A 23,954-nucleotide genomic window follows, 5' to 3' on the forward strand; every position below is an offset into this window, starting at 1 on the left:
ACGCTATGAAAATATCAATCAACGCCGTACCGGCATTACGTCATCAACGTGGTTTCACCCTGCTGGAAATAATGGTGGTCATCGTTATTCTGGGCATTCTCGCCAGTATGGTGGTGCCTAACTTAATGAGTAATAAAGAGCGCGCCGATAAACAAAAAGCCGTCAGCGATATTATTGCCCTGGAAAACGCGCTGGATATGTACAAGCTCGATAATCACCGTTACCCCACCACCGAACAGGGATTAAATGCGTTAGTCACCAAACCGGAATTATCGCCGGTGCCGGATAACTATCGCTCTGATGGCTATATCAAACGGTTGCCGCAAGATCCGTGGGGCAATGATTATTTAATTGTCAGCCCCGGGGAACATGGTCCTATCGATGTCTTTTCTTCCGGTCCGGACGCCGAGCCGAATACCCCGGATGACATTAATAACTGGTCACTGGATAAAAAATCTGGCGATGGGCAGAAACAGCAATGATCGCGCCGCGACAACAGGGATTCACCTTATTAGAGGTGATGCTGGCCATCATGATTTTCGCCAGCAGCGCGCTGCTGGTGGTGATGACTATCCCTGACCGCAGCGGGCCTGGCGTGTTTGGGCAGCAATTTAAAACCCTGCTGGAATACGCCTCAACGCGGGCCGTTATGCAAGGCAACATCATCGGGATGGTGATAACTGACCGGGAGTTTTTACTGGTGGAGCTTAATCACAACGAGGTGGCGACAGACCAGGCCGCAGCCTGGCGTCCGCTGGATGCCGGACGCGTCACTACGCGGGGCGATTTCCCGGAAAATTTGCGGATCTCACTGGTCCCTCAGCGGCTTGCAGAGTCGCTGGCGTCGCCGCCGCAGGTGCTGTTTTTACCCGATGGCGAGACCAGCGCCTTTACGCTGTCACTCAGCGCCAACGGCGAGCAGCAAAGCTTTGACGTTGTCTCAAAGGGCGCAATGCCGATTGCCCTGGTGAATAAGGAATAACTATGGCGCACCGTGAATCTGGAATGACATTGCTGGAAGTCATGGTTGCGCTGGCTATTTTTTCTACCGCCGCGCTGGCGCTGATGAACACCATCAGCGTGAGCACCAACTACACCGGACGGCTTGGCGATGTGTTACGGGCCAGTTGGGTGGCGGAAAATATCATCGCCGAAGCGCACCTGGCCTCCAATAAATTCAGCCAGGAGATGCAGCAAGGAACGGTGACGATGGGTGGACAACAGTGGCGCTGGCAGGCGCAAATGGTGAAAGACGAAGCCGGTAAACCCGCCAATCAGGTCTCGGTTTATGCCGGTGAAGAGAATGCCAGCGCCCTGGTGACGTTATCGGATGCATCCGTATGGAGCAGCGATGAATAGCATGGTTCGCCGCCAACAGGGCTTCACATTGTTGGAAGTGATGATCGCCCTGATGGTGTTTGCGCTTATCAGCATGATGGCCTGGCAAATTATTCATGGCGCCATGGAAAACGCCGCCTTTACCGATAAGCAGACAGCGAACCTGAGCCAATTGCAGTTGACGTACAGCCGCCTGGAACGGGATTTCACCCAAATGGTGCCGCGTCCGGTTCAGGGTGACGATCGGGCGTTTCATCTGAATGGCGAGGCGCTGGCCTTTACCACCCAGGACAATCTGGCGGCTTTTGGCCGCCCCGCGGAACCGGATATTTTGCGCGTCACCTGGCTTGTGAATAAGAACACGCTGTGGCGGGAGTTCTCCCCCGCCCTGGATTTAGCCGCCAACACCCAGGGCACACGGGTGCCGGTGCTGGAGCATGTCAAAGGGGTGCAGTGGCGCTTTTTCCAGGAGGGTTGGCGGCCCACCTGGGACAGCAAAGCAAACATTCCGCAAGGTGTTGAGCTGACCCTGACCATGGAAAACGACGAACAGTGGCGCTGGGTTTTTGTCGCCAGCGAGGGATGGCCACAGGAGATCGCCGCCACCAGCGGCGAAGAGACCACGGCGAGCACGGATCAGCAAAACGCAGACAACGGCACGGCCGCACCCGCAGACAACAAGGCGCAAGCCGAATCAGGCGCGGCAGAGAACAAAACCGCATCACCACAAGGAGGCACGCAATGAGTCATTCTCGCGAACATCGTCAGCGCGGCGTCGCGTTGCTGGTGGTGCTGATCCTGCTGGTGCTGATGTCGGTAATGGCCGCGCGTATCAGCCAGCAATTTACCGGCAATCTCCAGCGTATTCAGTATCAGTTAAGCCAGCAGAAACTGCGTTGGGCCATGCTCAGCGCCGACAGGCAAATCCGCAGCGCGCTGGAAAAAGACATGGCGGACCCGCAAAAAGCCAGTGCGTTCAAGCGGATCTGGGACCAACCGCTGGAAACGGACATCGATGGCGCGGTAGTGAAAAGCGATGTGGTTGACGGGCAAAACTGCTTCAACGTCAACTCCCTGCTCCCCTCGCCCGAGGCCGCCCCTACGGCTGCGGTAACCACCACGCCGTCGGACAGCAGCGATCCCAACGCGGGTCTCTCCGAGGAAGCGCAACGTAAAAAAATGGTGGAATTCCTGCTCAACAGCGCCGGGATTAACCCGATGACCGCCGAAACGCTCTACAAACAGCTGACTGATTATCTGGGTATCGAAAACAGCGATCCCAATACGCCAGCGCCGGATTTCACTCAGGCTTATGCCTCGCAAAAACCGCCGCGCGTTCCGGCGCGTCAGATGATGGTTTCTATCAGCGAGATGAAACTGCTGCCCGATTTCCCGGTTGGCTATTACCCACGGGTGGCGAAGCTGTTTTGCGCATTACCCTCCACCAAAACAGCGGTGAATGTGAATACCCTGGAGCGCGACCAGGCCGCGCTGCTCTCGGCGATGTTCTTCGGCAGCCTGACGCCGGAAGACGTGATGCGCCTTATCGATCAGCGCCCGGAAACCGGCTGGGAAACGGTGGACAGCTTCAAAGAGCAGCTCGAAAAACAATTTCCGGTGAAAAGCCAGTCGGTGGATCTGGGCGCGTACATCACCACCACCAGCCATTTTTTTACTGTGTATCACAGCGGGAAGACGGATGCGTTAACGCTTCGCAGCGCTGACTCTCTGTATATCAATGCGGACGCGGGCAGCCAGTTGCTGTGGTCCCGCCGCTATCGCCTTGTCGATTAAAAGGAATGCGCGCATGAAAGAAGCATTACTCATCAGGCCAGGCTCGACACCCGAAGAGGTTGTCTGGTGGTGCGTTCTGGGATCGCCGGAACCCCCGGCGCAGCTTCAGGGATGGGCGCAGTTAAGCGAATTGTCCGGGCACCCGCTCGCCAAATCGGTATGCCTGCTGATCCCGGCCAGCGAGGCGATTTTTCGGGATTTTACCCTGGTGAAAAAAGGGCCATTCAGCCAGATGCCGCAGTTTAGCTGGCTGGCTGAAGAGACGCTAATGGGTGATGTGGAAGATCTGCACTGGACCGTGGTGCGCAAAGTCGCTAATCAGGTGGTTGCCGTCGCGGTCAACGCCACGCAGCTGCAACGCTGGATCGATGCCTGCCGCGACGCCGGGTTGGAGCCCATCAAAGCCATCCCGGACGCCCTGTTGCTGCCGCTTAATAACGATGGAGCAACCCTGGTTGCGCTGGACGATCAGTGGTGGATCCGCCAGAGCGAAGCGCAAGCGACAGTGATTGGTGCGCCGTTATTGCCTGTGGTCTTTGAACGCCTCGGTGAAGGCAATCACCAGTGCTATGGCGCCATGCCCGCCAACTTCAGCACGGCGGTTGAGCCCAATCCCTGGCAGCACCCGCTGCTGCTGATCCAACCGGAACTGCGCGCCAAAAAACTCAATTTGCTGCACGGTCCGTTCGGCCAGCAGGCAGATTTGAAAGATGAAATGCGCCGCTGGCGCAAGCCGCTGATCGGCACCCTGGTACTGGCGCTGCTGCTTAGCTTGCTGCCCCAGCTTGCCAATTTATGGCAGGTGAAAACCCACCAGAAAGAGGCAGAACAACAAGTTCAGGTGCTGTTTAGCGACTATTTTCCCAAAGCGAAATTCACCACCAATCTGAAGTACCACTTTACCCAGCAGCTGAAAAATCCGCCGCGCGATTTTTTCTTTGATATCGCTCAGTTAGATCGGGCGCGAAGTGCTTTCAATGACATCCAGATGGGCGTCATTAGTTACCAGGGCGCGCAGCGCAGCTTCACGGTGAAGGTTACCGCGCCCAGTAAAGCGCGCGTTGAAGCGTTTGTCAGCCAGGCCAAACCCACTTTCATCTTTGAGATTGAGGGCGGTCAGGAGAATGCGGCAGAGAAGACCTTCTCCGCCGTTCTGAAAAGTCAGGCAGGTAAAAAATGAAACAGAAGCTGAACGCCTGGTTTAACGCGCGCAACGGGCGCGAAAAAATGATGGTGCTGATGATGGTGTTCGCCTTGTTATGGGTGGCGTTTTTCTATGGCATCTGGCTCCCGCTTCAAAGCGCGATTGACGATGGGAAAGCCGCCATCGAGCGGGCTAACAGCACGCAAACCTGGATGCAGCAGCAGGTGGTGGAGAACGATTTACGGGTACAACGGGCGCGGGTCGCTAATCCGCAGCAGGCAATTAACAACAGCCTGAAGCAGAGCAATATTCCACACACGCCGTTGGCGGTTCAGGGCCAGAAGGCGACCGTCACACTCGAGCCTGTCTCCTTCGCCGCGTTTTATCAGTGGTATGTGATGCTCAACCGCACAGCGGGTGTCCAGATAGACAGCGTACAGTTGACGCCGCTGGGCAAAGACGACAGCGCCCTGAAAATTGATGTCACGTTGTTCTGGGGGAAAGCCGCATGAATACGCCCCAGCAGCTGTTTATGATGATGCGTGAAGAGTACAGCTTACTGTTTTTTGCCCAGTGCATGCTGCTGGGGGCGATCATCGGCAGCTTTCTGGGCATGGTGATTTCCCGGGGGCCGGGGCTGGCGCAATCGGAAACCGGCGTGATTTATCAGCTCTCTTTTCCGGCGTCCCATTGTCATCATTGTCAACGGACATTGCGCTGGTGGGAAAATATTCCGCTGGTAAGTTGGTTTTTATTACGCGGACGTTGTCATTCATGTGGCGAGCCTATTCCCGGTTGGATACCTGGCGTGGAAATAATCAGCGCCCTACTGTTCACGGTGATCGCGTTAATATTCCATCGACCGCTGGATATTTTCGCCGGCTGGCTGTTGGTGAGCTTTTTAATCATATTAAGCGTGATGGACTGGAAATATTTCTTATTACCCGACATGTTCACCCTGCCACTTTTATGGATGGGATTGTTATTTAATACCGCCACCGGCTCTGTGGCATTAAGCGATGCGATTATTGGCGCAGCGGCGGGATATCTCTCTTTATGGAGCCTTTACTGGCTGTTCCGTTTACTGATGAAAAAAGAGGCGCTGGGTTATGGCGACTTCAAGCTGCTGGCGGCGCTCGGGGCCTGGCTTGGCTGGCAGGCGATCCCGTATATCTGCATTATCGCCAGTTGTACCGGGCTGTTGTTTGCCGCCAGTTACCAACGTCGCGACAATACCCAGCCATTTCCTTTCGGCAGTTATTTAAGTTTTGCGGGTTTATGGGTGTTTATTTTTTACCACTATAGCGGTTGAACAGTAGCAATTCTGGATTAAATCAGCAAAGGGATTCCAGCGGGCCAATAAGCATTCGCAATGAAAACGCTTTTATTGGTAATCACTATCGCTTATTCGAGGAGAACGCGAGCACAAAAAACATTCTGAATTAGTTGAAGGGTTTAAAAGACAAGTCGTTCAGTTACATGCTTTCTCTGTTTTTAACAGAAAACGGCAAGCCTGAAATTTCACTGAATACGGGGCTATTGAATGAAACGATTTACGTTAAGTCTATTGGCGATGACCATTGCCTCTCTGTCTACGTCTTCCTGGGCGGCCTTGCCCAGTAAGCCAAGTATCAGCAGCGGCAATGATAAATTCGCTCTGGTGGAAATTGACCAGTCCGCCACCGCCTATAACGATCTGGTTAAGGTCAATAACGCAGCGAATGTGGTTGTTGAGTGGAATATCTGGAATGGTGACACCGGTACCAGCGCGAAAGTGCTGATGAACGGTAAACAGGTCTGGAGCGGTGCCGCAGGCGCCAGCGGCAAAGCCTCTTTTACCGTGAATAAAGGGGGACGATACCAGACCCAAGTTGAAGTTTGTAACGCCAGCGGGTGTACCAAGAGCGACAGTAAACTGATTATTGTCGCCGATACCGACGGTAGCCACCTGACGCCGCTTGTGGCGACCCCAGGCGAGAAAAACAAAACCTATTCCACTCATCCGAACAAAATCATTGGCGCCTATTTCCCGGAATGGGGGGTGTATGACCGTAACTACTCGGTTGATAAAATCCCCGCCGCCAACATGACCCACCTGCTGTACGGCTTTATTCCTATCTGCGGTGGTGATGGCATTAACGACAGTTTGAAAACCATCAGTAACAGCTTCGAAGCGCTGCAACGTTCCTGTGCCGGGCGTCAGGACTTCCAGGTTTCCATCCACGATCCCTGGGCGGCAATCCAGAAACCGCAAAAAGGGGTTACCGCCTGGGACGACCCCTACAAAGGCAACTTTGGTCAGTTGATGGCGTTAAAGCTGGCGCATCCTAACCTGAAGGTGCTGCCTTCTATCGGCGGCTGGACCCTCTCCGACCCGTTCTTCTTTCTCGGCGATAAAACCAAACGCGACCGTTTTGTCGCGTCCGTCAGGGAATTCCTGAAAACCTGGAAATTCTTTGATGGTGTGGATATCGACTGGGAATTCCCGGGCGGCGGCGGTGAAAACCCGAATCTGGGTTCACCGCAGGATAAAGAGACCTACACCGCGTTAATGCGTGAACTGCGCGCCATGTTAACCGGGCTGACGGCGGAAACGGGCAAAACCTATATGCTCACCTCCGCTATCGGCGTCGGTAATGACAAAATCGCCAATGTGGATTACCGCACCGCCAGTCAGTATCTCGATAACATCTTTATGATGAGCTACGACTTTTACGGCGCATGGAGTATGACCGATCGCGGCCATCAGACTGCGCTGTATGCGCCACAATGGAAGCCTGATACGCAATATACCGCCGATAATGGGTTAAAACTGCTGCTTGAACAGGGCGTTGATCCGAAAAAACTGGTTCTTGGCGTGGCGATGTATGGCCGCGGCTGGACCGGCATTAGCGGGATTACCAACAACAACCCGTTCACCGGCGGCCAGGCAACCGGGGCCGTTAAAGGGACCTGGGAACCCGGCGTGGTCGATTATCGCCAGATTGTGAATGAATACCGTAACGGCTCGGGTTGGGCGTACAGCTACGACGAAACTGCCGAAGCGCCCTATTTGTTCAAACAGTCTACCGGCGATTTGATCACCTATGACGATCCGCGTTCCGTGGCGGCCAAAGGTAAATATGCGCTAAGCAAAGGGCTGGCGGGGATGTTCGCCTGGGAAATCGACGCGGATAACGGCGAAATCCTCAACGCGATGCATGAAAGCCTGATGGGCGGCGGCGACAGTGGCGGCGGAACACCGGCACCCACACCGACGCCCACCAACCAGCCGCCGGTAGCCAGCGCGACGGACCAGCAGGTTATCGGCCCGTCGCAGGTCACGCTGGATGGTTCAGCCTCACACGATCCAGAAGGCGGCGCGCTGACCTATGCCTGGAGCCAGACCTCAGGCACCACCGTGACCCTTAGCAATAAGAACACGGCAAAAGCCACCTTCAATGCGCCAGCCACCACCACCGACAAGACCTATGGCTTCCAGCTCAAAGTCACCGACACCGGCGGGCTTAGCAGCACGGCCAACGTTCAGGTGCTGGATAAAGCCCCTGCGCCAAACCATGCCCCCACTGTAAACGCGTTTGAAGCCATCACGCTTCAGGCGGGTCAACAGATGAATCTGCATGCGCAAGCGCTGGATCAGGACAACGATCCGCTGACCTATCAATGGAATGTGCCCGCCGAATTCGCGCCTGAAGGCAATAATACGGCGGATCTGAGTATTACCGCACCTGATGTGACCGCGAATCAGTCGTTTAGCATTTCGGTCAGCGTCAGCGATGGTAAAACCAGTACCCAGCAGTCGGTTAGCGTGACCGTCACACCGCGCCAGAACGACGAGCCGTTGCCGTCACCGGATCCAACCCCGGGGCCGTCGCCGGAACCGACTCCTGAACCGCAACCGACGCCGGATGACGGCACCAGCGGCGGCGGCAGCGCAGGCGGCAGTTGCGCAACGCCAACCGATCCGAACGCCAGCAAGTACCCGGCCTGGTCGGCCAGTAAGGTGTACAACGGCGGCGAAACCGTCAGCTACAACAATCTGGCCTGGAAAGCGAAGTACTGGACGCAAAACAACGCGCCTGGCTTTGACTCCGATCCATGGCAGTTGGTCAGCCAGGTGAAAATGTCCTGGAGACCGGACGTGGTTTATAACGGCGGCGAATCTACCGATTACGCCGGCTTCCAGTGGAAAGCCAAATGGTGGACCAAAGGTGATGAGCCGGGTAAAGCCGATGTGTGGGTGAAAGGAGGTGTATCTGACTGTAAATAACCAGACACGAAGGCGTGTTGCGCCACGACACGCACGCCTGAATGTTGGCAATGCCGCCGCGACGTAGCCTGCGCGTCGGCAGAGGTTATGACCAGTCAGGTCACGGGCGGCGCAGTGGAGGTTTCACTGCGTCGCTCGCCCAACCCGTCGGCACCTTACGTCAGGCATGTGCTCATTCACAGAGTAAAACCATTAAGGTCATCCTATGAAAAGAAAAGCTCTCGCCACAGCCATCAGCGTCGTTTGCCTGTGCAGTATGGCCGCTCCCGCCTGTGCTCTGGAAGCCTGGAGCGGACAGGAAGGCGGCGATACCTATCAGGTAATTTTTGCCGGTAATGTCTATAGCAACGAATGGTGGGTGGGCGCCAGCAACTGCCCCACCTCTGACGATCCCAGTAACCCATGGCGGCAGCAACGCGCCGCCACCGCGCAGGAAATAAGCCAGTACGGCAACCCGTCCAACTGCGATATCTCGAATGGCGCGCCGGCGGCGAAACTCCCTGAGTTCAACAGCGCGCAAAGTTATGCCAAAGACGACAAAGTCGCCGTGGGCGGCGTGAGTTATAAAGCGCTGACCAACATTGGCGCTTCGACGTTTGCCCCGGGCCAGCCCAATCCCTGGATGGCCTATGTTCCCGTCCCGCAGTGGGAGCCCAATAAAGTTTACGATGGCGGCGATATCGTGTTGATTAACGGACAGGGTTATAAATCCCTGTTCTACAATATCGGCGTCGATCCATCTAAAGAGGAGCATCAGAACCCGACCGGTGACAATGCTCAACCGTGGCAACCGCTTGGCACCATCAAAGTCTGGACCGATCAGGAAGTCGCCAACGCCCAGGATTTGAACCTGCAAACACTCTATCCTGCCGGTTCGCTGGTGAAATTCCAGGGGCAGCCATACGTTTCGCTGGCCAATGTTCAGCAGGTGCGGCCAAGCGATCCGTCTCCCTGGGGCATTTATATCGACTGGGCCGGAACCAAAGAGCGCGTGGGTACGCCAAAATATGAGTGGCCCGCCCACGTCTATGCGCCCTATGTCGACTTTACCCTGAACACCATCCCGGACCTTGCCTCGCTGGCGTTGAGCAAAAAGATCACCCACTACACCATGGCCTTTGTGGTCGCCAAAGATGCGAATACCTGTCTGCCCACCTGGGGGACGGCTTACAACATCAATGACTATACCCAATACAGCAAAATCAAGGCGCTGCGTGAAGCTGGCGGGGATATTCAGGTGTCTATCGGCGGCGCAAACAACTCGCCGCTGGCCGCAGCCTGTAAGAACGTCAACGATCTCCAGACTCACTACTACGATATTGTCGATAACCTGAACCTGAAAGTGCTCGACTTCGATATCGAAGGGAACTGGGTGGCCGACCATGAGTCAATCCAGCGCCGTAATGAAGCGCTGAAAATCGTTCAGGAGCGCTGGAAAAAAGAGGGCCGTAAAGTGGGGCTGGTGTTTACCCTGCCGATCCTGCCCACGGGCTTAACCCCGGAGGGCATCTACGTGCTGGAAGACGCCAAAGCCAAAGGCGTCGAGCTCACCGGTATTAACGTCATGACCATGGACTATGGCAACACGGTTTGCCAGTCGTCCGGTAAAGAGGGCCAGAATATTCACGGTAAATGCGCGACATCAGCCGTGGATAATCTGTTCCAGCAGGTGAAGAAGATTTGGCCTGAGAAGAGCGACAGCGAAGTCAACGGCATGTTAGGCACGACGCCGATGATTGGCTATAACGATGTGCAGGGGGAGACCTTTTATCTCTCCGATGCCCATCTGGTAATGCAGCAGGCGCAGGATCGTAAAATCGGCATGATCGGCATCTGGTCAATGGCGCGCGACCAGCCCGGCCAGCAGGGTTATGTCGGCCCCGAGAACAGCGGCCTCACGACTCAACAGGCCCCTTTGTACGCTTTTAGCGACGTCTTTTCACCCTTCACGGTGGCAAGCGGCGCGAACACCGGCGGCGGCGGCGGAAGCCAACCTACGCCAACACCAACACCGGAGCCAACGCCGTCAAATACCCCGCCGGTGGCTAACGCAGGCGTGAGTCAGACGATTGAGGGCGCGCAAACCGTTACCCTGGATGGTTCCGGCTCTAGCGACGCCGACGGGAATGCGCTGACCTATCAGTGGACGCAAACCGCAGGGCCGAGCGTCACGCTCACCAATGGTAATCAGGCGCGCGCGACCTTTACCCTCCCCTCGGCTACTCGCGCAACCTATACCTTCCGTCTGACGGTCAGCGACGGTCAAAGCAGCGCGTATGCCGATACCACCGTAACGGTTCTGGAAGCCGCGCAGCCGGTGAAACCGACCATCACCCTCGCGCCTACCTTCCAGACGCAAAGCGGGAATTCGATCGTGATCACCGCCAGCGCCGCCGATGCTGACAGTACCAGCGCCCAGTTGAACTGGAGTTGGACGCTGCCGTCAGGTATCGGCCAGGTCACGGGCCAGACCACTAACACCCTGACCATCACCGCCCCATCGGTAACGGCGATCCAGTCTTATCCGTTAACGGTACGGGTGACCGACCAGAGCGGGCTTAGCGACACGGCAGCGACCGTGCTGCAAGTGAGCCCTGTGGCGACACCGTCGGGCGGCGACTACCAGTACGTCTACCCACAAAACATCAACCAGTATAAAGGCGGCACACGCGTCAAAGCCAAAGATGGCGGCATTTACGAGTGTAAACCGTTCCCGTATTCAGGATGGTGTAAAGGCGCAGCCTGGGCTTATGCGCCGGGTGAAGGCCAGAACTGGAAAGACGCCTGGATCAAACGTTAAGTTGTTCCCTCTAACGGCGTCATCGGCTGATGACGCCGTTATTTCAGGCCGGAGGCAGACCATGAAAGCCATTTTCGCGTTACCGCTTTTCGCCGTGAGTATGATGGCGCAGGCAACCTGCTGGGATGAAGCCGCGCGGTATTTTGATCTCGACCCCAGGCTGCTCACTGCGATTGCCCAGGTTGAATCGGGCATGGATCCTGAGGCGATTAACGTCAATACTAACGGCAGCTATGATGTGGGACTGATGCAGATTAACAGTACCCATCTGGCGCGGCTGCGCAAACTCGGGGTGGACGAAATCGTTTTGATGCGCGACCCGTGCGTGTCTGTGCTGGTGGGCGCATCGATTTTATCTGAGATGGTAAAGCTGTACGGCTATAACTGGGAGGCGATTGGCGCCTATAACGCCGGAACCCGTGCCAGCCGCCATGATTTACGCATGCGCTATGCCAAAAAAGTCTGGCAACGTTATCAACGGCTCCGGGGGTTTTAAATAAATTAAATAAGCGATGCGGCAATACTATTTGTGCGCACCGCTTTGCGGGAAGCGTTTATTGCTTTTAGCGAGAAGCGATCAGGCGTGAACATAATCCGGGGCAGGTAAATTCACGTCCTGCACCACACCGTGATAATCAACTTTAATATGATCTTTACTAATACTGACTACGCGCGCATCCGGGTAGCCCTGTAATGTTTCGCCAACATGATAAATCACCTGCTCCGCCCCTTGCTTAATGATGGTGGCTGAAAGATCGGCGTCATCGCTAAAAATAATCCCGCTAATATCTAACGCCAGTTTTGGCGCGCTGGCCTGGGCAGCAGGTGCGGCTTCGACGACATTATACAGTGCCAGCGTGACAGGCGCGCTGGACGCAGCCACAGGAGCCGGCTGATGGACAGCTAACGCCTCGCGGGTTTGCGACCAGTGTTGTACGCCCAGCGCGGATTGAGCTATTCCAGCCAGGGCAATGACACCCAACAGACCCGGGAATAAATATTTTTTCACAGATGTATTTATCATTTATTTCTCTATTTCACATAAAAAATGACGACCACCAATTAGCTCTATGAATAAATTGAGGCCACTTATTGAGAAATTATTTTATCAGCCAGTAATCCGAATCTCCAGGCGCAATTCGCCACGCAATTGAGTGCATTAATTATTTTTGCTTTACGTATAAATGAGTTAGCGGAGTGACCATTTTTAAGCAGCAGAGAAAAGATGATTAAATAAAAATGAATTAAAAGTAATAAAATAACATTGCCCAGTGATTAATAACAATTTAGTCATTAATAACGGAGCAATTTACTTTTCAATAAAAGAGCGCCAACCGGCTTTCACATATCATTAGCCGCGCGACGGCGTTAACGCTTCCAGCACTTTCTCCATCGCTTCTTCGGTTAGCGCGCTGCGTTTGATCTTCTGGTTGGCAAGCGAGGTACGGACCACCCCGGCAATAACAATATGTTTAGGCTCCTGGCCGAGGTCGCGCATTTCCAGCACCACTTTACCCACTACCCGGCACATCTCCTGGTACAGTTCTTCATCTTTTCTGGCTTTATTGCTCATGCGTATCCACTTTCAATCGTCCAGTTTTAAATCGCGTCTGGAAAAGAACGGCCGCCCGGGGACGGGCAGCCTGGTTTTTGTTTAGTTTTTCAACGTGTAGTCGAGGGTAATTTCTGCGTTCAGCACTTTAGACACCGGGCAGCCTTCTTTGGCTTTCTGAATGATCTCGTCGAATTCATTTTTATCGACGTCCGGTACCGAGACTTCACTGGTCAGCGCCACTTTGGTGATTTCGAAGCCCGCGCCCGCTTTATCCAGCGAAACGACGGCTTTGGTATCAATAGATTGCGCTTTATACCCCGCCTCGCCCAACATTAGCGAAAGCGCCATTGAGAAACAAGCCGCATGCGCCGCGCCAATCAGTTCTTCCGGGTTAGTGCCTTTTGCGCCTTCGAAACGGGTGTTAAAGCCGTAAGGCTGTTGGCTCAGCACGCCGCTCTCGGTGGTGACGGTGCCTTTGCCGCTTTTGATATCGCCTTCCCAGTGTGCCTGACCGCTTTTTTGAATCGTCATCGTTACTCTCCTGTTTCGGGAACAAAGCCTAAGTATAGGAAAGAATAGTCAACCTGCCGGAGATGACGGCCAGATGAGGCGCCGATTAAATACGGAACATTAAATTTTATATCGTCAGTTTTTCTTCCGCTTTTCACCCGCCAGAATCAACACGTTGCCGAGAAAGGAGGAAAGAAGATGATTGAACACTATCTGCAAAGCCTGAAACAGGTCTGGGCTAACGAACCCCGCCCCCGGCGCCCTTCGCCGTTTTATTTGTCTCCCGAGCAGCGGATCCGCATTTTAAGAGAATTGCTGCGCCCGGTCGCTAAGGCTAAATAATCCGCAAACCCGGCGCATCTTGCGAGGTGCGTCGATAAATCGCAGACTGACGGATTTATTTCCCGCCTTCCAAACCCGCCAGTGAGCGCGCGATCACATTATGATTAACAAAGTTTATTCAAACGCAACGCGCTGATAACAGACGATTGTGAAACTGCCTGAAACTTTTATGAAACAGCGTTTTCATTTTCTTTCCTGCTGCGTTTGCCTTATACTAGCGCCGTTTCTAACTTGAATGGTTTCAGCATATTGGACGGCCTTAAATCTTATAATGAATTTGCCTGCCTTTTCCCGGCTGAAACTTCAGCATACATTCCTCTGCACGCTTTTTTGATGTCACCTATTCTTATACGGTGCCACCAGCGCTTTAAAACACCTGTTTCCGCCCAGGGCACACAATGCCGTGGGGTAAAAATCCCTTATCCTTCTCAACGTTAAGATTAGAACTGTCATGAAAAAGACCAAAATTGTTTGCACCATCGGCCCGAAAACCGAATCTGAAGAGATGCTGTCCAAAATGCTCGACGCGGGCATGAACGTCATGCGTCTTAACTTCTCCCACGGTGACTATGACGAGCATGGCCAGCGCATCAAAAACCTGCGCAACGTGATGGCTAAAACCGGTAAGAAAGCGGCCATTCTGCTGGATACCAAAGGTCCGGAAATCCGTACCATCAAACTGGAAGGCGGCAACGACGTTTCGCTGAAAGCGGGCCAGACCTTCACCTTCACCACCGATAAAACCGTCGTCGGCAACAACGAAACCGTTGCGGTCACCTATGAAGGCTTCACAAACGACCTGAGCGTCGGCAACACCGTACTGGTGGACGATGGTCTGATCGGCATGGAAGTCACCGCCATCGAAGGCAACAAGGTGATCTGTAAAGTCCTGAATAACGGCGACCTGGGCGAAAACAAAGGCGTTAACCTGCCAGGCGTTTCCATCGCTCTGCCGGCGCTGGCTGAGAAAGACAAAAAAGACCTGATCTTCGGTTGCGAGCAAGGCGTTGATTTCGTTGCTGCGTCCTTTATCCGTAAACGTTCCGACGTGGAAGAAATTCGCGCGCACCTGAACGCCAACGGCGGCGAAGCTATCCAGATCATCTCCAAAATCGAAAACCAGGAAGGCCTGAACAACTTCGACGAAATCCTCGAAGCGTCTGACGGCATCATGGTTGCGCGTGGTGACCTGGGTGTGGAAATCCCGGTTGAAGAAGTGATCTTCGCCCAGAAGATGATGATCGAGAAATGCGTGCGCGCCCGCAAAGTGGTGATCACCGCTACCCAGATGCTGGATTCGATGATCAAAAACCCGCGCCCTACCCGCGCAGAAGCCGGTGACGTGGCGAACGCCATCATCGACGGCACCGACGCCGTGATGCTGTCCGGTGAGTCCGCGAAAGGGAAATATCCGCTGGAAGCGGTCACCATCATGGCGACCATCTGCGAGCGTACCGATCGCGTGATGCAGAGCCGCCTGGACAACCATAACGGCAACCGCAAACTGCGCATCACCGAGGCCGTGTGCCGTGGCGCGGTAGAAACCGCTGAAAACCTGGAAGCCAACCTGATTGTGGTTGCCACCCAGGGCGGTAAATCTGCGAAAGCGGTGCGTAAATATTTCCCGAACGCCACCATCCTGGCGCTGACCACCAACGAAATCACCGCGCGTCAGTTAGTGCTGAGCAAAGGCGTGGTACCACAACTGGTGAAAGAGATCGCGTCTACCGATGACTTCTACCGTCTGGGTAAAGAAGCGGCGCTGGAAAGCGGCCTGGCAAATAAAGGCGACGTGGTGGTAATGGTCTCCGGCGCACTGGTTCCGAGCGGCACCACCAATACAGCTTCCGTTCACGTTCTTTAATTAAGCAACGTTAATTAATTCGCCAAAAAGCACCCTCGGGTGCTTTTTTTATTTCTGTCATTAGCCAAATTAAATAAAAAATCAAATCGGAATTCGCTATTCAACAGGACAAAAATCTAAGATGAATCCGATGAAAAAAGACTGTTTTAACACACTTTTTTTAACAGAACAGTGAAATTCGCTGTTTCTTTGAGCGAACGATCAAAATTAAGTGGATTCTCATCAAAAAAATATTCTCAACCTAAAAAACTTTGTGTAATACTTGTAACGCTACATGGAGATTAACTCAATCTAGAGGGTATTAATAATGAATCGTACTAAACTGGTACTGGGCGCGGTAATCCTGGGTTCTACTCTGCTGGCTGGTTGCTCCAGCAACGCTAAAATCGATCAGCTGTCTTCTGACGTTCAGACTCTGAACGCTAAAGTTGACCAGCTGAGCAACGACGTGAACGCAATGCGTTCCGACGTTCAGGCTGCTAAAGACGACGCAGCTCGCGCTAACCAGCGTCTGGACAACCAGGCTACTAAATACCGCAAGTAATAGTACCTGTGTTAAGAATGGCGCACATTGTGCGCCATTTTTTTTGCCCTTCGTTTAGGCCCCGTCACTGCATCACCACGCCGTTTTGCCCACTCACCAGAGAAATGTCCTGTTGCGACTTCACCGCTTGCTGTGGCTGCGTTTTGACGCTCTGGATCGGCGCAATGGGCGCTAAGCCAGACGGCTTGCTCTGCATACCGCTGACGTCCACCGGATAGCCTGCCCGCCGGGTGATGGCATTATCCACCGCCATGCTGTCAGTGCGCCCATCGTCAATGAATTGCCCAAAGGCGGCATTAATCGCAATAGGCAGGGTTTGCGGATTGTCCCAGTCGTTTTTCGATAGCGGCTGATGCACTTCAACATAGCGTTTGCCGTCCGGCTCAACGCTGTACTTCACCGGCTCATCAATAATCTGCACGCGAGTCCCCCACGCCGCCTGGCTAAACAGCGCTTTGATATCCGGCGCGCGCATGCGGATACAGCCGGAACTGACCCGCATCCCGATGCTGCTGCGCACGTTGGTGCCATGGATCAGATACTCCCCGCCGCCCTCTTCCAGACGCAGCGCATAGCGCCCCAGCGGGTTATTGGGCCCGGCCGGGATCACCGCCGGCAGTTTAATGCCCTGCGCCAGCGAGCGCGCCCGGATATTGGCGGTCGGCGTCCAGGTCGGATTAGGGATTTTCTGGCTGATGCGGGTGACCATCACCGGCGTTTCACGCCCTAACTGACCAATCCCCAGCGGATAGACCTCCACCCGGTTTTGCCCTGGCGGATAGTAGTACAGCCGCAGCTCCGCCAGATTAATCACAATCCCCTCGCGCGGGGTATCCGGCAGGATCATTTGCGAGGGGATAATCAATGGCGTGCCCGGTTTCGGCAGCCAGGGGTCGACGGTATTGTTGGCCTCAATCAGTGACAGCACGCCGGTTTCAAACTTCTCGGCAATGTATTCGAGGCTTTTGCCGTCATTGGGCACGACATAGGTTTGGTTATGCCCAATGATACGGCTGCCTGGCGGCGGCAGCGGATAATCCACGGCATACGCCGCCTGTGAGGCACCCAGTAGTATTGATAATGTTATTGGAGTTAAAGAGACCGCGCGTTTCATATAATTATTTCCTGTGTTCACCGGCAGAACGCCGGAATGCTGAAAGAACACGAGGCGATAAATCGCCTCGCATAACAGGATGAAAGCAATCTCTTTGAGTTTAGCTAAGTTCTGCGGCCCTGGCGCGAATTGCGCGGATCATCGCTTCAAGCCCCTGCGAGCGGGACGGAGTGAGGTGTTGCGTCAGCGCCATTTGTTCAAACCACGGGCGCACGTCAAAGGCGACAATGTCCTGAGCGGTCATTTGCTGATACAGCGCGAACACCACCGCGATCAGCCCTTTGACGATGGCAGCGTCGCTGTCGCCCTGCAATTCAATCACGCCGTCATCGCGCTGAGTCAGCACAATCCATACCTGGCTCTGGCAGCCCTGGATTTTATTTTGCGCGCTGTGCGCCTCGTCGCTGAGCGCAGGCAGGCGCTGCCCCAGCTCAATGATGTAGAGATACTTTTCTTCCCAGTTGGCGCAGCGATTAAAGTTGCGCAGCAGTTTGTCACGTTCCGGCAAGGTTGCCATCACAATCTCCCTGTTAGCCCAACAGGCGGTGGATGCGGATTAACCCCGCCACCAGCCTGTCGACCTCTTCTTCGGTGTTGTACATCGCCAGCGATGCGCGGCACATGGCCGGTACGCCGTAAAAATCCATCAGCGGCATGGCGCAGTGGTGACCGGTGCGCACCGCGATGCCGTAGTTATCCAGAAAGCTCCCGACGTCATAGGCGTGATGCTTGCCCAGATTAAAAGCGATGACGCCAAGCCGCGACGCGGGGCCATACAGCGTTAAATCCGGCACTTTCGCGAGTTCGTCCAGGGCGTAGCGCATCAGCGTCTGCTCATATTCGCCAATGTTCTCCAGCCCGATTTTCCCGACATACTCGATCGCCGCGCCCAGACCGATAATCCCGGCGGTATTCGGCGTCCCGGCTTCGAAGCGCCACGGGGCCGCCGTCCAGGTAGTGCCTTCAGTCAGGCTGACGGTGGCGATCATCGCCCCGCCCCCTTCCCACGGCGGCATGGCCTGTAAAATCGCTTCTTTGACATACAGCACGCCGATACCCGTCGGCCCGTAGAGTTTATGGCCGGAAAACACATAGAAATCGCAGTCCAGCGCCGTGACGTCGATAGCGTGATGCATCACCGCCTGGGCGCCGTCAATCAGCACTTTCACACCCGACTGGTGCGCCAGCTTAATCATTTCAGCTATCGGGTTTTCGGTACCCAACACGTTGGACACCTGGGTAATGGCCAACAGTTTGGTGTTGGCATCTATCAGCGCCGGCAACTGTTCAAGCTTGAGCGTGCCGTCCTGATTCAGCGGGATCACCCGCAATTCTGCCCCGGTGCGTTTGCACAGCATCTGCCACGGCACGATATTGGCATGGTGCTCCATCGTGGAGATGATGATGTTATCCCCGGCGGAGACCGCGCTCATACCCCAACTGTTAGCCACCAGGTTAATCCCCTCGGTGGTACCACGCACAAACACGATCTCTTCCGGCGATTTTGCGCCAATAAAGCGCGCCACCTGGCTGCGCACGTTTTCCATTCGCTCGGTGGCCTCGGCGCTCAGGGTATGAATGCCCCGATGCACCGCCGCGTAACCGTGGCGATAGAGTTCCGACTGCGCATCAATCACCGCGTTGGGTTTCTGCGCGCTGGCGGCGCTGTCGAGATAGGCCAGCGGTTGCCCGTTGACTTCGCGGGTCAGTACCGGGAAATCGGCGCGCACCTGTTCAACGTTATAACTCATGCCTCACCTCCCAGGCGCGCCTCGATTCGGGCCAGCACCTGCTGTTTTAACGTCGCATCGGTTACTGATTCAGTCAGTTCAGCGGCAAAAGCGTAAATGATCATCTTCTGGGCCGATAACTGGTCGATCCCGCGCGAGCGCAGATAGAACATCTGCTCGTCGTCAATGCGCCCGACAGTGGCGCCGTGGCTGCACTTGACGTCGTCGGCGTAAATCTCCAGCTGCGGCTTGGTATCCACTTCCGCAAGACGCCCCAACAGCAGGTTGTTGTTGGTCATCTGTCCGTCTGTTTTCAGCGCATGCTTCGCCACTTTAATCAGCCCATTGAACACCGCTTTACCGCGATCCCGGGCGATGACTTTATGCAGCTGGCGGCTGTTGCAGTAGCCCTTGTTATGTTCAAGCCAGGTGCGGCTGTCACACACTTCGTTATTCACCGGCAGCGCCAGGCTGTTGAGCCGCAGGGTGATGTTTTCACCGTTGAGCTGGGTGCTGGTATTGTGGCGCAGCACTGCGCCGCCCAGCAGGAAACTGCTGCTCAGCACCGACGCGTCCTGCTCCAGCAGCAGATCGTTATGGGCAAAGTGGTGGCACACCGGGTTTTCGAACGCCAGTTTATAGTGATGCAACTGGCTGTTGGCCCCGCCTTCAATGGTCAGGCGTGAGCCGGTAAAGTGGCGCAGCGCGTCAAGGCTGACGTAGTGCTCATACACCGTGGCCTGCGCCCCGCTCTCCAGCACCAGATGGTGTCGGTAGTGGGCCGTGCTGATCTCATCGCCATCGCGCCCGCTGCTCAGGTGCATTAACAGCAGCGGCTTTTCTGGCTGCTGGTTGCGCTTGACGCGGATATGGGTCACCGCGCGCGCCAGGCTCTCCGTCAGGTGCAAAAACACCTCCGGTTGAACGGCAGCCGGCAGGCTGTCGCGCTGGTCGTTAACAGCGATCTCGAATCCACTGTTACTGGCGTCATCGCTCAGGGAGGGAGCATATTCACCGTCAACGAACACCAGCCTGATGGCCTCTACCGGCAGGGCCAGACGCTGAACCTGCGCCGCCTCCACCGGCTGGCGCGCCGGCGCCACGAAATTACGCTCAAGCAGGCCGTTCAGCGGGGTATATTTCCAGTTTTCATGTTTACGCCCCGGCAGCCCTTCGCGCAGCAGTTGTTGCAGGTGCTCCTGCGCCTGGGGTGAGCGCGTGTCGCCCTCGGCCTCAAACAGGCGGTGCCATTGTTGCAGTGCGTTAGCGTTGTTCGGTAAGCCAGCCATAGCCTTGCTCCTCCAGTTGTTTCACCAGGGTGAAATCGCCGGATTTCACAATGCGCCCCTGATAAAGCACATGTACATAGTCAGGCTTGATGTAATCAAGAATACGCTGGTAGTGGGTCACGATGATGAACGAGCGCTTGCCGTCACGCAAAGCGTTTACGCCGTCCGCCACAATCTTCAGAGCGTCAATGTCCAGCCCGGAGTCGGACTCATCCAGAATACACAGATCCGGCTCCAGCACCGCCATTTGCAGAATGTCGTTACGCTTTTTCTCACCGCCGGAAAACCCGACGTTGACCGAACGGGTCAGCAAATCTTCCGGCATCTTCAGCAGCTTGATTTTTTCTTCCATCAGGTCCTGGAAATCGAAGCGATCCAGTTCCTCCTGGCCGCGGTATTTGCGCACTGCGTTCAGCGCGGTTTGCAGGAAGAACTGGTTACTGACGCCCGGGATCTCAACCGGATACTGAAACGCCATAAAAATGCCTTCCCCGGCGCGATCTTCCGGGTCTAACTCCAGCAGGTCTTTGCCTTTGAAATGCACCTCGCCGCCGGTGACTTCATAATCTTCACGTCCCGCCAGGGTCGCCGACAGGGTGCTCTTCCCGGAACCGTTCGGCCCCATGATGGCGTGCACTTCGCCTGGCCGCACATCGAGGGATAAACCACGCAGGATCTGCTTATCTTCAACGCTAACTTCTAAATCTTTAATACTTAACATTTCGTATCCTTATGGCTTAACCGACGCTGTGCTCAAGGCTAATGGCTAATAATTTTTGGGCTTCCACCGCGAACTCCAGCGGCAATTCGGAGAACACATCCTTACAGAAGCCATTGACGATCATTGAGATGGCGTCGTCTTCACTGATGCCGCGTTGCAGACAGTAGAACAACTGGTCTTCGCCGATGCGCGAGGTAGTGGCTTCATGCTCCAGCTGCGCCGAGTTGTTGCGGCACTCCACATACGGGAAGGTATGCGCCCCACAATCCGGGCCAATCAGCATCGAGTCGCACTGGGTAAAGTTACGCGCGTTGGTGGCGGTGGGCATGATTTTCACCAGCCCGCGGTAGCTGTTCTGACTGTGCCCCGCCGAAATCCCTTTCGAGATGATGGTCGATTTGGTGTTTTTGCCAATGTGGATCATCTTGGTGCCGGTATCGGCCTGCTGGTGCCCACTGGTCAGCGCCACCGAGAAAAATTCGCCGATAGAGTTATCGCCGCGCAGAATGCAGCTCGGGTATTTCCAGGTGATGGCGGAGCCGGTCTCGGACTGGGTCCACGACATCTTGCTGTTCTCGCCTTCACACAGCGCGCGCTTGGTGACGAAGTTTAAAATCCCGCCGGTGTTGTTATCGCCGGGGAACCAGTTCTGCACCGTGGAGTATTTCACCTCCGCGTCTTTATGGATGATCACCTCCACGACCGCCGCGTGCAGCTGGTAGCTGTCGCGCACCGGGGCGGAGCAGCCTTCGATATAGCTGACGTAGCTGCCTTCGTCGGCAATCAGAATGGTGCGTTCGAACTGGCCGGTTTTTTCCGCGTTGATGCGGAAATAGGTCGACAGCTCCATCGGGCAGCGCACCCCTTTCGGGATATAGATAAAGGTGCCGTCAGAAGCCACCGCCGCGTTAAGCGCCGCGAAGAAGTTGTCGTTAGAGGGCACAACGGTGCCCAGATACTGGCGAACCAACTCCGGGAACTCGTGGATAGCCTCGCCGAAGGAGCAGAAGATAATCCCCTGGTCGGCCAGCTTTTCGCGATAGGTAGTCGCGACCGATACCGAGTCAAAAATGGCGTCCACCGCCACCTCTTTGCCCTCGCGCACCGGCACGCCAAGTTGATCGAACGCTTTTTCCACTTCATCGGTTAAATAGCTGTTGCTGCCGGTCTGCTGCACCGCGCCCGGCTGGGATTCGCAGTTATCATCGCAATTGCCGCAGGACGGCGCGGAATAATAGCTGTAATCCTGGTAGTTCAGCTTATCGTAATGGGCTTTAAGCCAGTGCGGCTCCTCCATCTCCAGCCACGCGTGCCAGGCATTGAGACGGAATTCCAGCATCCAGTCGGGTTCGTTACGGCGCGCAGAGATCGCCCGCACCACCTCTTCGTTGATGCCTTTCGCCAGCTCATCGGTCTGTAACCGGGTAAAAAAGCCCTCTTTATAATTGAGGTGCCCGGTCCAGGTTTTGACATCATCAGTTGCTTCAGTATTACGAGACATAATTAATCCGCCTGGACCCCAAAACTTTCGCCGCAGCCGCATTCGTTCTGGGCTTTGGGGTTATGGAATTTGAACAGTTGATTTAATCCTTCGCGTACATAGTCGACTTCCGTGCCATCGATAAACGGCATTGCCGACAGCGGCACGTACAGCCGCGCCCCATCCTGCTCGAACAGTAGATCGTCTTTATGGGGTTGTTTCACGGTATCCAGCACATAGCCGAAGCCCGCGCAGCCGGTTTGTTTGATGCCAAGGCGTATGCCCAGCATGCCTTCCTGCGCCGCCGTCAGCTTGCGGACGTGCTCCGCCGCCTCGGGCGTCAGGGTCAATCCCTGCCAGGCGAATTCTTTCGGATCGAAGTTATCAGTTTGCACATCCATCGTTCACCTCATTGATTCAAAGCCCACAGGCCGATAGCCCTATGTTAGTGATAACTATTCTCAATACAACATTCTGATAACAGGGATATTCGTGGAATGCTGCATTTTTGGGCGTCTTTACTAAGGATAGACCCTCACAGCAGTCTTGCAGATGGCGATCAGTGCGGTTTAGTCAATTGAATTAAAAGGCATTTTGAAAGGCAAAACGGGCATATCGCGGCACAATAAAAAGATGTATAGATAATACCTATTTATGTAATCAGGTAACAAAATTACCGTTGCAGAGATACCGCTTTTCGCGGACGCGTCACTCAGGCAAAAGTATTAGAAATGTGTATTTCTGTACATTTTCATCCATAAGCGAATAATTATTACCGCTACGCTCCACTCCTGACATTAAAATTTACATGTTACTGATTTTACTAATGAAAATATTTTCCACATTTTTCTGGAATATCGCTAATACTTATCTCCGGTCAACGTTAAACCTTTTAAACATTGTCGTAGAGGTGCAATAGATGCAGTTTGTGAGTGAAAGTAGCGTGATGTCTGAACAAAACTTTGATTTTCTTGCATTTAGTTTCGCCGGGATGCAATTACGCGGCAGGGAAGTGAATCTGGATAATATTACCGGCCTGATGGAGCATGAAAGCAAAATCTGGTTCCGGAATCGGTATGATTACTACCTTAATCAGTTCAGAAATGGGTTCGCAACTCACAAGTAATTGCGCATCAACCGGGTAGCGTCCGCTACCCGGCCTGTCTGGCGTAAATACTCGCCACCAACGTATCGTCAAAAATTACAACGGCCTGACGGGCCTGTCCGGATCCTCAATATCCGGCACATCCGGGTCGATATCGTCTTCCGGAAGCCGATCCGGGTCTTCAATATCGGGAATATCCGGGTCTAAAGGATCGTAATCATCAGGCGGCAAACGTTCAGGGTCATCTGTTATCGGTCGGTCAATCGGATCATAATCAGGACGCTCAGACATATTACCTCCGGCTACTCGATAGAACGCTACAGTTCGCTATTTCCTGTTTTCCCGGGTTCGTCT

The 23,954-nt window shown here is 54.6% G+C and carries 26 protein-coding genes; 15 read left to right on the forward strand and 11 right to left on the reverse strand.

What is annotated here, in order from left to right; all coding sequences use genetic code 11:
- The first annotated feature begins 5 nt into the window (after positions 1-5).
- The 11 genes from gspG to iagB all read left to right on the forward strand — a co-directional run bounded on the left by gspG (position 6) and on the right by iagB (position 11,842).
- Positions 6-482 (forward strand): type II secretion system major pseudopilin GspG, encoded by a 477-nt coding sequence (gene gspG, locus FHW74_RS00800; RefSeq protein WP_183168697.1) that lies wholly within the window; start codon positions 6-8, stop codon positions 480-482.
- Complete coding sequence (locus tag FHW74_RS00805; protein ID WP_183168698.1) at positions 479-982, forward strand: GspH/FimT family pseudopilin; 504 nt, start codon at positions 479-481, stop codon at positions 980-982. Before gspG ends, FHW74_RS00805 begins: the two co-directional genes overlap by 4 nt.
- A gap of 2 nt (positions 983-984) precedes the next feature.
- Entirely contained in the window at positions 985-1,359 is a 375-nt protein-coding gene (gene gspI / locus FHW74_RS00810; RefSeq protein WP_183168699.1) for a type II secretion system minor pseudopilin GspI, read from the forward strand.
- Positions 1,352-2,083 carry a type II secretion system minor pseudopilin GspJ gene (gene gspJ, locus FHW74_RS00815; protein ID WP_183168700.1) on the forward strand — a complete coding sequence of 244 codons (732 nt, stop codon included), beginning with the start codon at positions 1,352-1,354 and terminating at the stop codon, positions 2,081-2,083. The genes gspI and gspJ overlap by 8 nt, the downstream gene beginning before the upstream one ends.
- Positions 2,080-3,132 (forward strand): type II secretion system minor pseudopilin GspK, encoded by a 1,053-nt coding sequence (gene gspK / locus FHW74_RS00820; protein WP_183168701.1) that lies wholly within the window; start codon positions 2,080-2,082, stop codon positions 3,130-3,132. The genes gspJ and gspK overlap by 4 nt, the downstream gene beginning before the upstream one ends.
- 13 nt (positions 3,133-3,145) lie before the next feature.
- On the forward strand, positions 3,146-4,312 hold the full coding sequence (gene gspL / locus FHW74_RS00825) for a type II secretion system protein GspL (protein ID WP_183168702.1): 1,167 nt from the start codon (positions 3,146-3,148) through the stop codon (positions 4,310-4,312).
- Positions 4,309-4,788, forward strand: a complete 480-nt coding sequence (gspM, locus tag FHW74_RS00830) for a type II secretion system protein GspM (RefSeq protein ID WP_183168703.1) — start codon at positions 4,309-4,311, stop codon at positions 4,786-4,788. Before gspL ends, gspM begins: the two co-directional genes overlap by 4 nt.
- A complete protein-coding gene (locus tag FHW74_RS00835; protein WP_183168704.1) occupies positions 4,785-5,588 on the forward strand; it encodes an A24 family peptidase in 804 nt (267 codons plus the stop codon). Before gspM ends, FHW74_RS00835 begins: the two co-directional genes overlap by 4 nt.
- 231 nt (positions 5,589-5,819) lie before the next feature.
- Positions 5,820-8,546, forward strand: a complete 2,727-nt coding sequence (locus tag FHW74_RS00840; RefSeq protein WP_183168705.1) for a glycosyl hydrolase family 18 protein — start codon at positions 5,820-5,822, stop codon at positions 8,544-8,546.
- A gap of 205 nt (positions 8,547-8,751) precedes the next feature.
- A complete protein-coding gene (locus FHW74_RS00845) occupies positions 8,752-11,346 on the forward strand; it encodes a chitinase (protein ID WP_183168706.1) in 2,595 nt (864 codons plus the stop codon).
- A gap of 61 nt (positions 11,347-11,407) precedes the next feature.
- Positions 11,408-11,842 carry a type III secretion system invasion protein IagB gene (gene iagB / locus FHW74_RS00850; protein WP_183168707.1) on the forward strand — a complete coding sequence of 145 codons (435 nt, stop codon included), beginning with the start codon at positions 11,408-11,410 and terminating at the stop codon, positions 11,840-11,842.
- Positions 11,843-11,923: 81 nt separating this feature from the next.
- On the opposite strand, the gene FHW74_RS00855 is transcribed toward iagB, so the two are convergent.
- The 3 genes from FHW74_RS00855 to FHW74_RS00865 all read right to left on the reverse strand — a co-directional run bounded on the left by FHW74_RS00855 (position 11,924) and on the right by FHW74_RS00865 (position 13,432).
- Positions 11,924-12,370: a type II secretion system protein N gene (locus FHW74_RS00855; RefSeq protein WP_183168708.1), complete on the reverse strand. Its 447-nt coding sequence runs from the start codon at positions 12,368-12,370 to the stop codon at positions 11,924-11,926.
- A gap of 327 nt (positions 12,371-12,697) precedes the next feature.
- Entirely contained in the window at positions 12,698-12,919 is a 222-nt protein-coding gene (gene fumD / locus FHW74_RS00860) for a fumarate hydratase FumD (protein WP_183168709.1), read from the reverse strand.
- Positions 12,920-13,000: 81 nt separating this feature from the next.
- Positions 13,001-13,432, reverse strand: a complete 432-nt coding sequence (locus FHW74_RS00865) for an OsmC family protein (protein ID WP_183168710.1) — start codon at positions 13,430-13,432, stop codon at positions 13,001-13,003.
- 177 nt (positions 13,433-13,609) lie between these two features.
- Here FHW74_RS00865 and FHW74_RS00870 point away from each other — a divergent pair, with 177 nt between their 5' ends.
- The 3 genes from FHW74_RS00870 (at position 13,610) to lpp (ending at position 16,161) form a co-directional block, all read left to right on the forward strand.
- On the forward strand, positions 13,610-13,753 hold the full coding sequence (locus FHW74_RS00870; RefSeq protein ID WP_183168711.1) for a hypothetical protein: 144 nt from the start codon (positions 13,610-13,612) through the stop codon (positions 13,751-13,753).
- 451 nt (positions 13,754-14,204) lie between these two features.
- The gene (gene pykF, locus FHW74_RS00875; RefSeq protein ID WP_183168712.1) at positions 14,205-15,617 is read left to right on the forward strand and encodes a pyruvate kinase PykF; all 1,413 of its coding nucleotides are present in this window, start codon (positions 14,205-14,207) and stop codon (positions 15,615-15,617) included.
- Positions 15,618-15,924: 307 nt separating this feature from the next.
- Complete coding sequence (lpp, locus tag FHW74_RS00880) at positions 15,925-16,161, forward strand: murein lipoprotein Lpp (protein ID WP_001082307.1); 237 nt, start codon at positions 15,925-15,927, stop codon at positions 16,159-16,161.
- A 64-nt stretch (positions 16,162-16,225) separates the two neighbouring features.
- Here the strand turns inward: lpp and FHW74_RS00885 are convergent, their stop codons facing one another.
- The 7 genes from FHW74_RS00885 to sufA form a co-directional block, all read right to left on the reverse strand.
- On the reverse strand, positions 16,226-17,275 hold the full coding sequence (locus tag FHW74_RS00885) for a L,D-transpeptidase family protein (protein WP_183168713.1): 1,050 nt from the start codon (positions 17,273-17,275) through the stop codon (positions 16,226-16,228).
- 100 nt (positions 17,276-17,375) lie between these two features.
- Positions 17,376-17,792, reverse strand: a complete 417-nt coding sequence (gene sufE, locus FHW74_RS00890; RefSeq protein ID WP_183168714.1) for a cysteine desulfuration protein SufE — start codon at positions 17,790-17,792, stop codon at positions 17,376-17,378.
- A 13-nt stretch (positions 17,793-17,805) separates the two neighbouring features.
- Positions 17,806-19,026: a cysteine desulfurase SufS gene (gene sufS / locus FHW74_RS00895; RefSeq protein WP_183168715.1), complete on the reverse strand. Its 1,221-nt coding sequence runs from the start codon at positions 19,024-19,026 to the stop codon at positions 17,806-17,808.
- A complete protein-coding gene (gene sufD / locus FHW74_RS00900) occupies positions 19,023-20,294 on the reverse strand; it encodes a Fe-S cluster assembly protein SufD (protein ID WP_183168716.1) in 1,272 nt (423 codons plus the stop codon). Before sufD ends, sufS begins: the two co-directional genes overlap by 4 nt.
- The gene (gene sufC, locus FHW74_RS00905; protein ID WP_183168717.1) at positions 20,269-21,015 is read right to left on the reverse strand and encodes a Fe-S cluster assembly ATPase SufC; all 747 of its coding nucleotides are present in this window, start codon (positions 21,013-21,015) and stop codon (positions 20,269-20,271) included. The genes sufD and sufC overlap by 26 nt, the downstream gene beginning before the upstream one ends.
- A gap of 16 nt (positions 21,016-21,031) precedes the next feature.
- Positions 21,032-22,516 (reverse strand): Fe-S cluster assembly protein SufB, encoded by a 1,485-nt coding sequence (gene sufB / locus FHW74_RS00910; RefSeq protein ID WP_183168718.1) that lies wholly within the window; start codon positions 22,514-22,516, stop codon positions 21,032-21,034.
- A 2-nt stretch (positions 22,517-22,518) separates the two neighbouring features.
- The gene (gene sufA / locus FHW74_RS00915) at positions 22,519-22,896 is read right to left on the reverse strand and encodes a Fe-S cluster assembly scaffold SufA (protein ID WP_183168719.1); all 378 of its coding nucleotides are present in this window, start codon (positions 22,894-22,896) and stop codon (positions 22,519-22,521) included.
- 545 nt (positions 22,897-23,441) lie between these two features.
- Here sufA and FHW74_RS00920 point away from each other — a divergent pair.
- Positions 23,442-23,621 (forward strand): glycogen synthesis protein GlgS, encoded by a 180-nt coding sequence (locus tag FHW74_RS00920; protein ID WP_255459852.1) that lies wholly within the window; start codon positions 23,442-23,444, stop codon positions 23,619-23,621.
- A gap of 75 nt (positions 23,622-23,696) precedes the next feature.
- Here FHW74_RS00920 and FHW74_RS00925 read toward each other — a convergent pair whose 3' ends face one another.
- Positions 23,697-23,891 (reverse strand): hypothetical protein, encoded by a 195-nt coding sequence (locus tag FHW74_RS00925; RefSeq protein WP_183168721.1) that lies wholly within the window; start codon positions 23,889-23,891, stop codon positions 23,697-23,699.
- Positions 23,892-23,954: the final 63 nt, after the last annotated feature.

The sequence above is a fragment of the Atlantibacter sp. RC6 genome, assembly GCF_014193285.1.
Lineage (GTDB): Bacteria > Pseudomonadota > Gammaproteobacteria > Enterobacterales > Enterobacteriaceae > Atlantibacter.

What these genes read in the sequence shown, in the direction of transcription:
- gspG (WP_183168697.1), top strand. Translation starts at nt 6, where the DNA reads ATGAAAATATCAATCAACGCCGTACCGGCATTACGTCATCAACGTGGT.
- FHW74_RS00805 (WP_183168698.1), top strand. Translation starts at nt 479, where the DNA reads ATGATCGCGCCGCGACAACAGGGATTCACCTTATTAGAGGTGATGCTG.
- gspI (WP_183168699.1), top strand. Translation starts at nt 985, where the DNA reads ATGGCGCACCGTGAATCTGGAATGACATTGCTGGAAGTCATGGTTGCG.
- gspJ (WP_183168700.1), top strand. Translation starts at nt 1,352, where the DNA reads ATGAATAGCATGGTTCGCCGCCAACAGGGCTTCACATTGTTGGAAGTG.
- gspK (WP_183168701.1), top strand. Translation starts at nt 2,080, where the DNA reads ATGAGTCATTCTCGCGAACATCGTCAGCGCGGCGTCGCGTTGCTGGTG.
- gspL (WP_183168702.1), top strand. Translation starts at nt 3,146, where the DNA reads ATGAAAGAAGCATTACTCATCAGGCCAGGCTCGACACCCGAAGAGGTT.
- gspM (WP_183168703.1), top strand. Translation starts at nt 4,309, where the DNA reads ATGAAACAGAAGCTGAACGCCTGGTTTAACGCGCGCAACGGGCGCGAA.
- FHW74_RS00835 (WP_183168704.1), top strand. Translation starts at nt 4,785, where the DNA reads ATGAATACGCCCCAGCAGCTGTTTATGATGATGCGTGAAGAGTACAGC.
- FHW74_RS00840 (WP_183168705.1), top strand. Translation starts at nt 5,820, where the DNA reads ATGAAACGATTTACGTTAAGTCTATTGGCGATGACCATTGCCTCTCTG.
- FHW74_RS00845 (WP_183168706.1), top strand. Translation starts at nt 8,752, where the DNA reads ATGAAAAGAAAAGCTCTCGCCACAGCCATCAGCGTCGTTTGCCTGTGC.
- iagB (WP_183168707.1), top strand. Translation starts at nt 11,408, where the DNA reads ATGAAAGCCATTTTCGCGTTACCGCTTTTCGCCGTGAGTATGATGGCG.
- FHW74_RS00855 (WP_183168708.1), bottom strand. Translation starts at nt 12,370, where the DNA reads ATGATAAATACATCTGTGAAAAAATATTTATTCCCGGGTCTGTTGGGT.
- fumD (WP_183168709.1), bottom strand. Translation starts at nt 12,919, where the DNA reads ATGAGCAATAAAGCCAGAAAAGATGAAGAACTGTACCAGGAGATGTGC.
- FHW74_RS00865 (WP_183168710.1), bottom strand. Translation starts at nt 13,432, where the DNA reads ATGACGATTCAAAAAAGCGGTCAGGCACACTGGGAAGGCGATATCAAA.
- FHW74_RS00870 (WP_183168711.1), top strand. Translation starts at nt 13,610, where the DNA reads ATGATTGAACACTATCTGCAAAGCCTGAAACAGGTCTGGGCTAACGAA.
- pykF (WP_183168712.1), top strand. Translation starts at nt 14,205, where the DNA reads ATGAAAAAGACCAAAATTGTTTGCACCATCGGCCCGAAAACCGAATCT.
- lpp (WP_001082307.1), top strand. Translation starts at nt 15,925, where the DNA reads ATGAATCGTACTAAACTGGTACTGGGCGCGGTAATCCTGGGTTCTACT.
- FHW74_RS00885 (WP_183168713.1), bottom strand. Translation starts at nt 17,275, where the DNA reads ATGAAACGCGCGGTCTCTTTAACTCCAATAACATTATCAATACTACTG.
- sufE (WP_183168714.1), bottom strand. Translation starts at nt 17,792, where the DNA reads ATGGCAACCTTGCCGGAACGTGACAAACTGCTGCGCAACTTTAATCGC.
- sufS (WP_183168715.1), bottom strand. Translation starts at nt 19,026, where the DNA reads ATGAGTTATAACGTTGAACAGGTGCGCGCCGATTTCCCGGTACTGACC.
- sufD (WP_183168716.1), bottom strand. Translation starts at nt 20,294, where the DNA reads ATGGCTGGCTTACCGAACAACGCTAACGCACTGCAACAATGGCACCGC.
- sufC (WP_183168717.1), bottom strand. Translation starts at nt 21,015, where the DNA reads ATGTTAAGTATTAAAGATTTAGAAGTTAGCGTTGAAGATAAGCAGATC.
- sufB (WP_183168718.1), bottom strand. Translation starts at nt 22,516, where the DNA reads ATGTCTCGTAATACTGAAGCAACTGATGATGTCAAAACCTGGACCGGG.
- sufA (WP_183168719.1), bottom strand. Translation starts at nt 22,896, where the DNA reads ATGGATGTGCAAACTGATAACTTCGATCCGAAAGAATTCGCCTGGCAG.
- FHW74_RS00920 (WP_255459852.1), top strand. Translation starts at nt 23,442, where the DNA reads ATGTCTGAACAAAACTTTGATTTTCTTGCATTTAGTTTCGCCGGGATG.
- FHW74_RS00925 (WP_183168721.1), bottom strand. Translation starts at nt 23,891, where the DNA reads ATGTCTGAGCGTCCTGATTATGATCCGATTGACCGACCGATAACAGAT.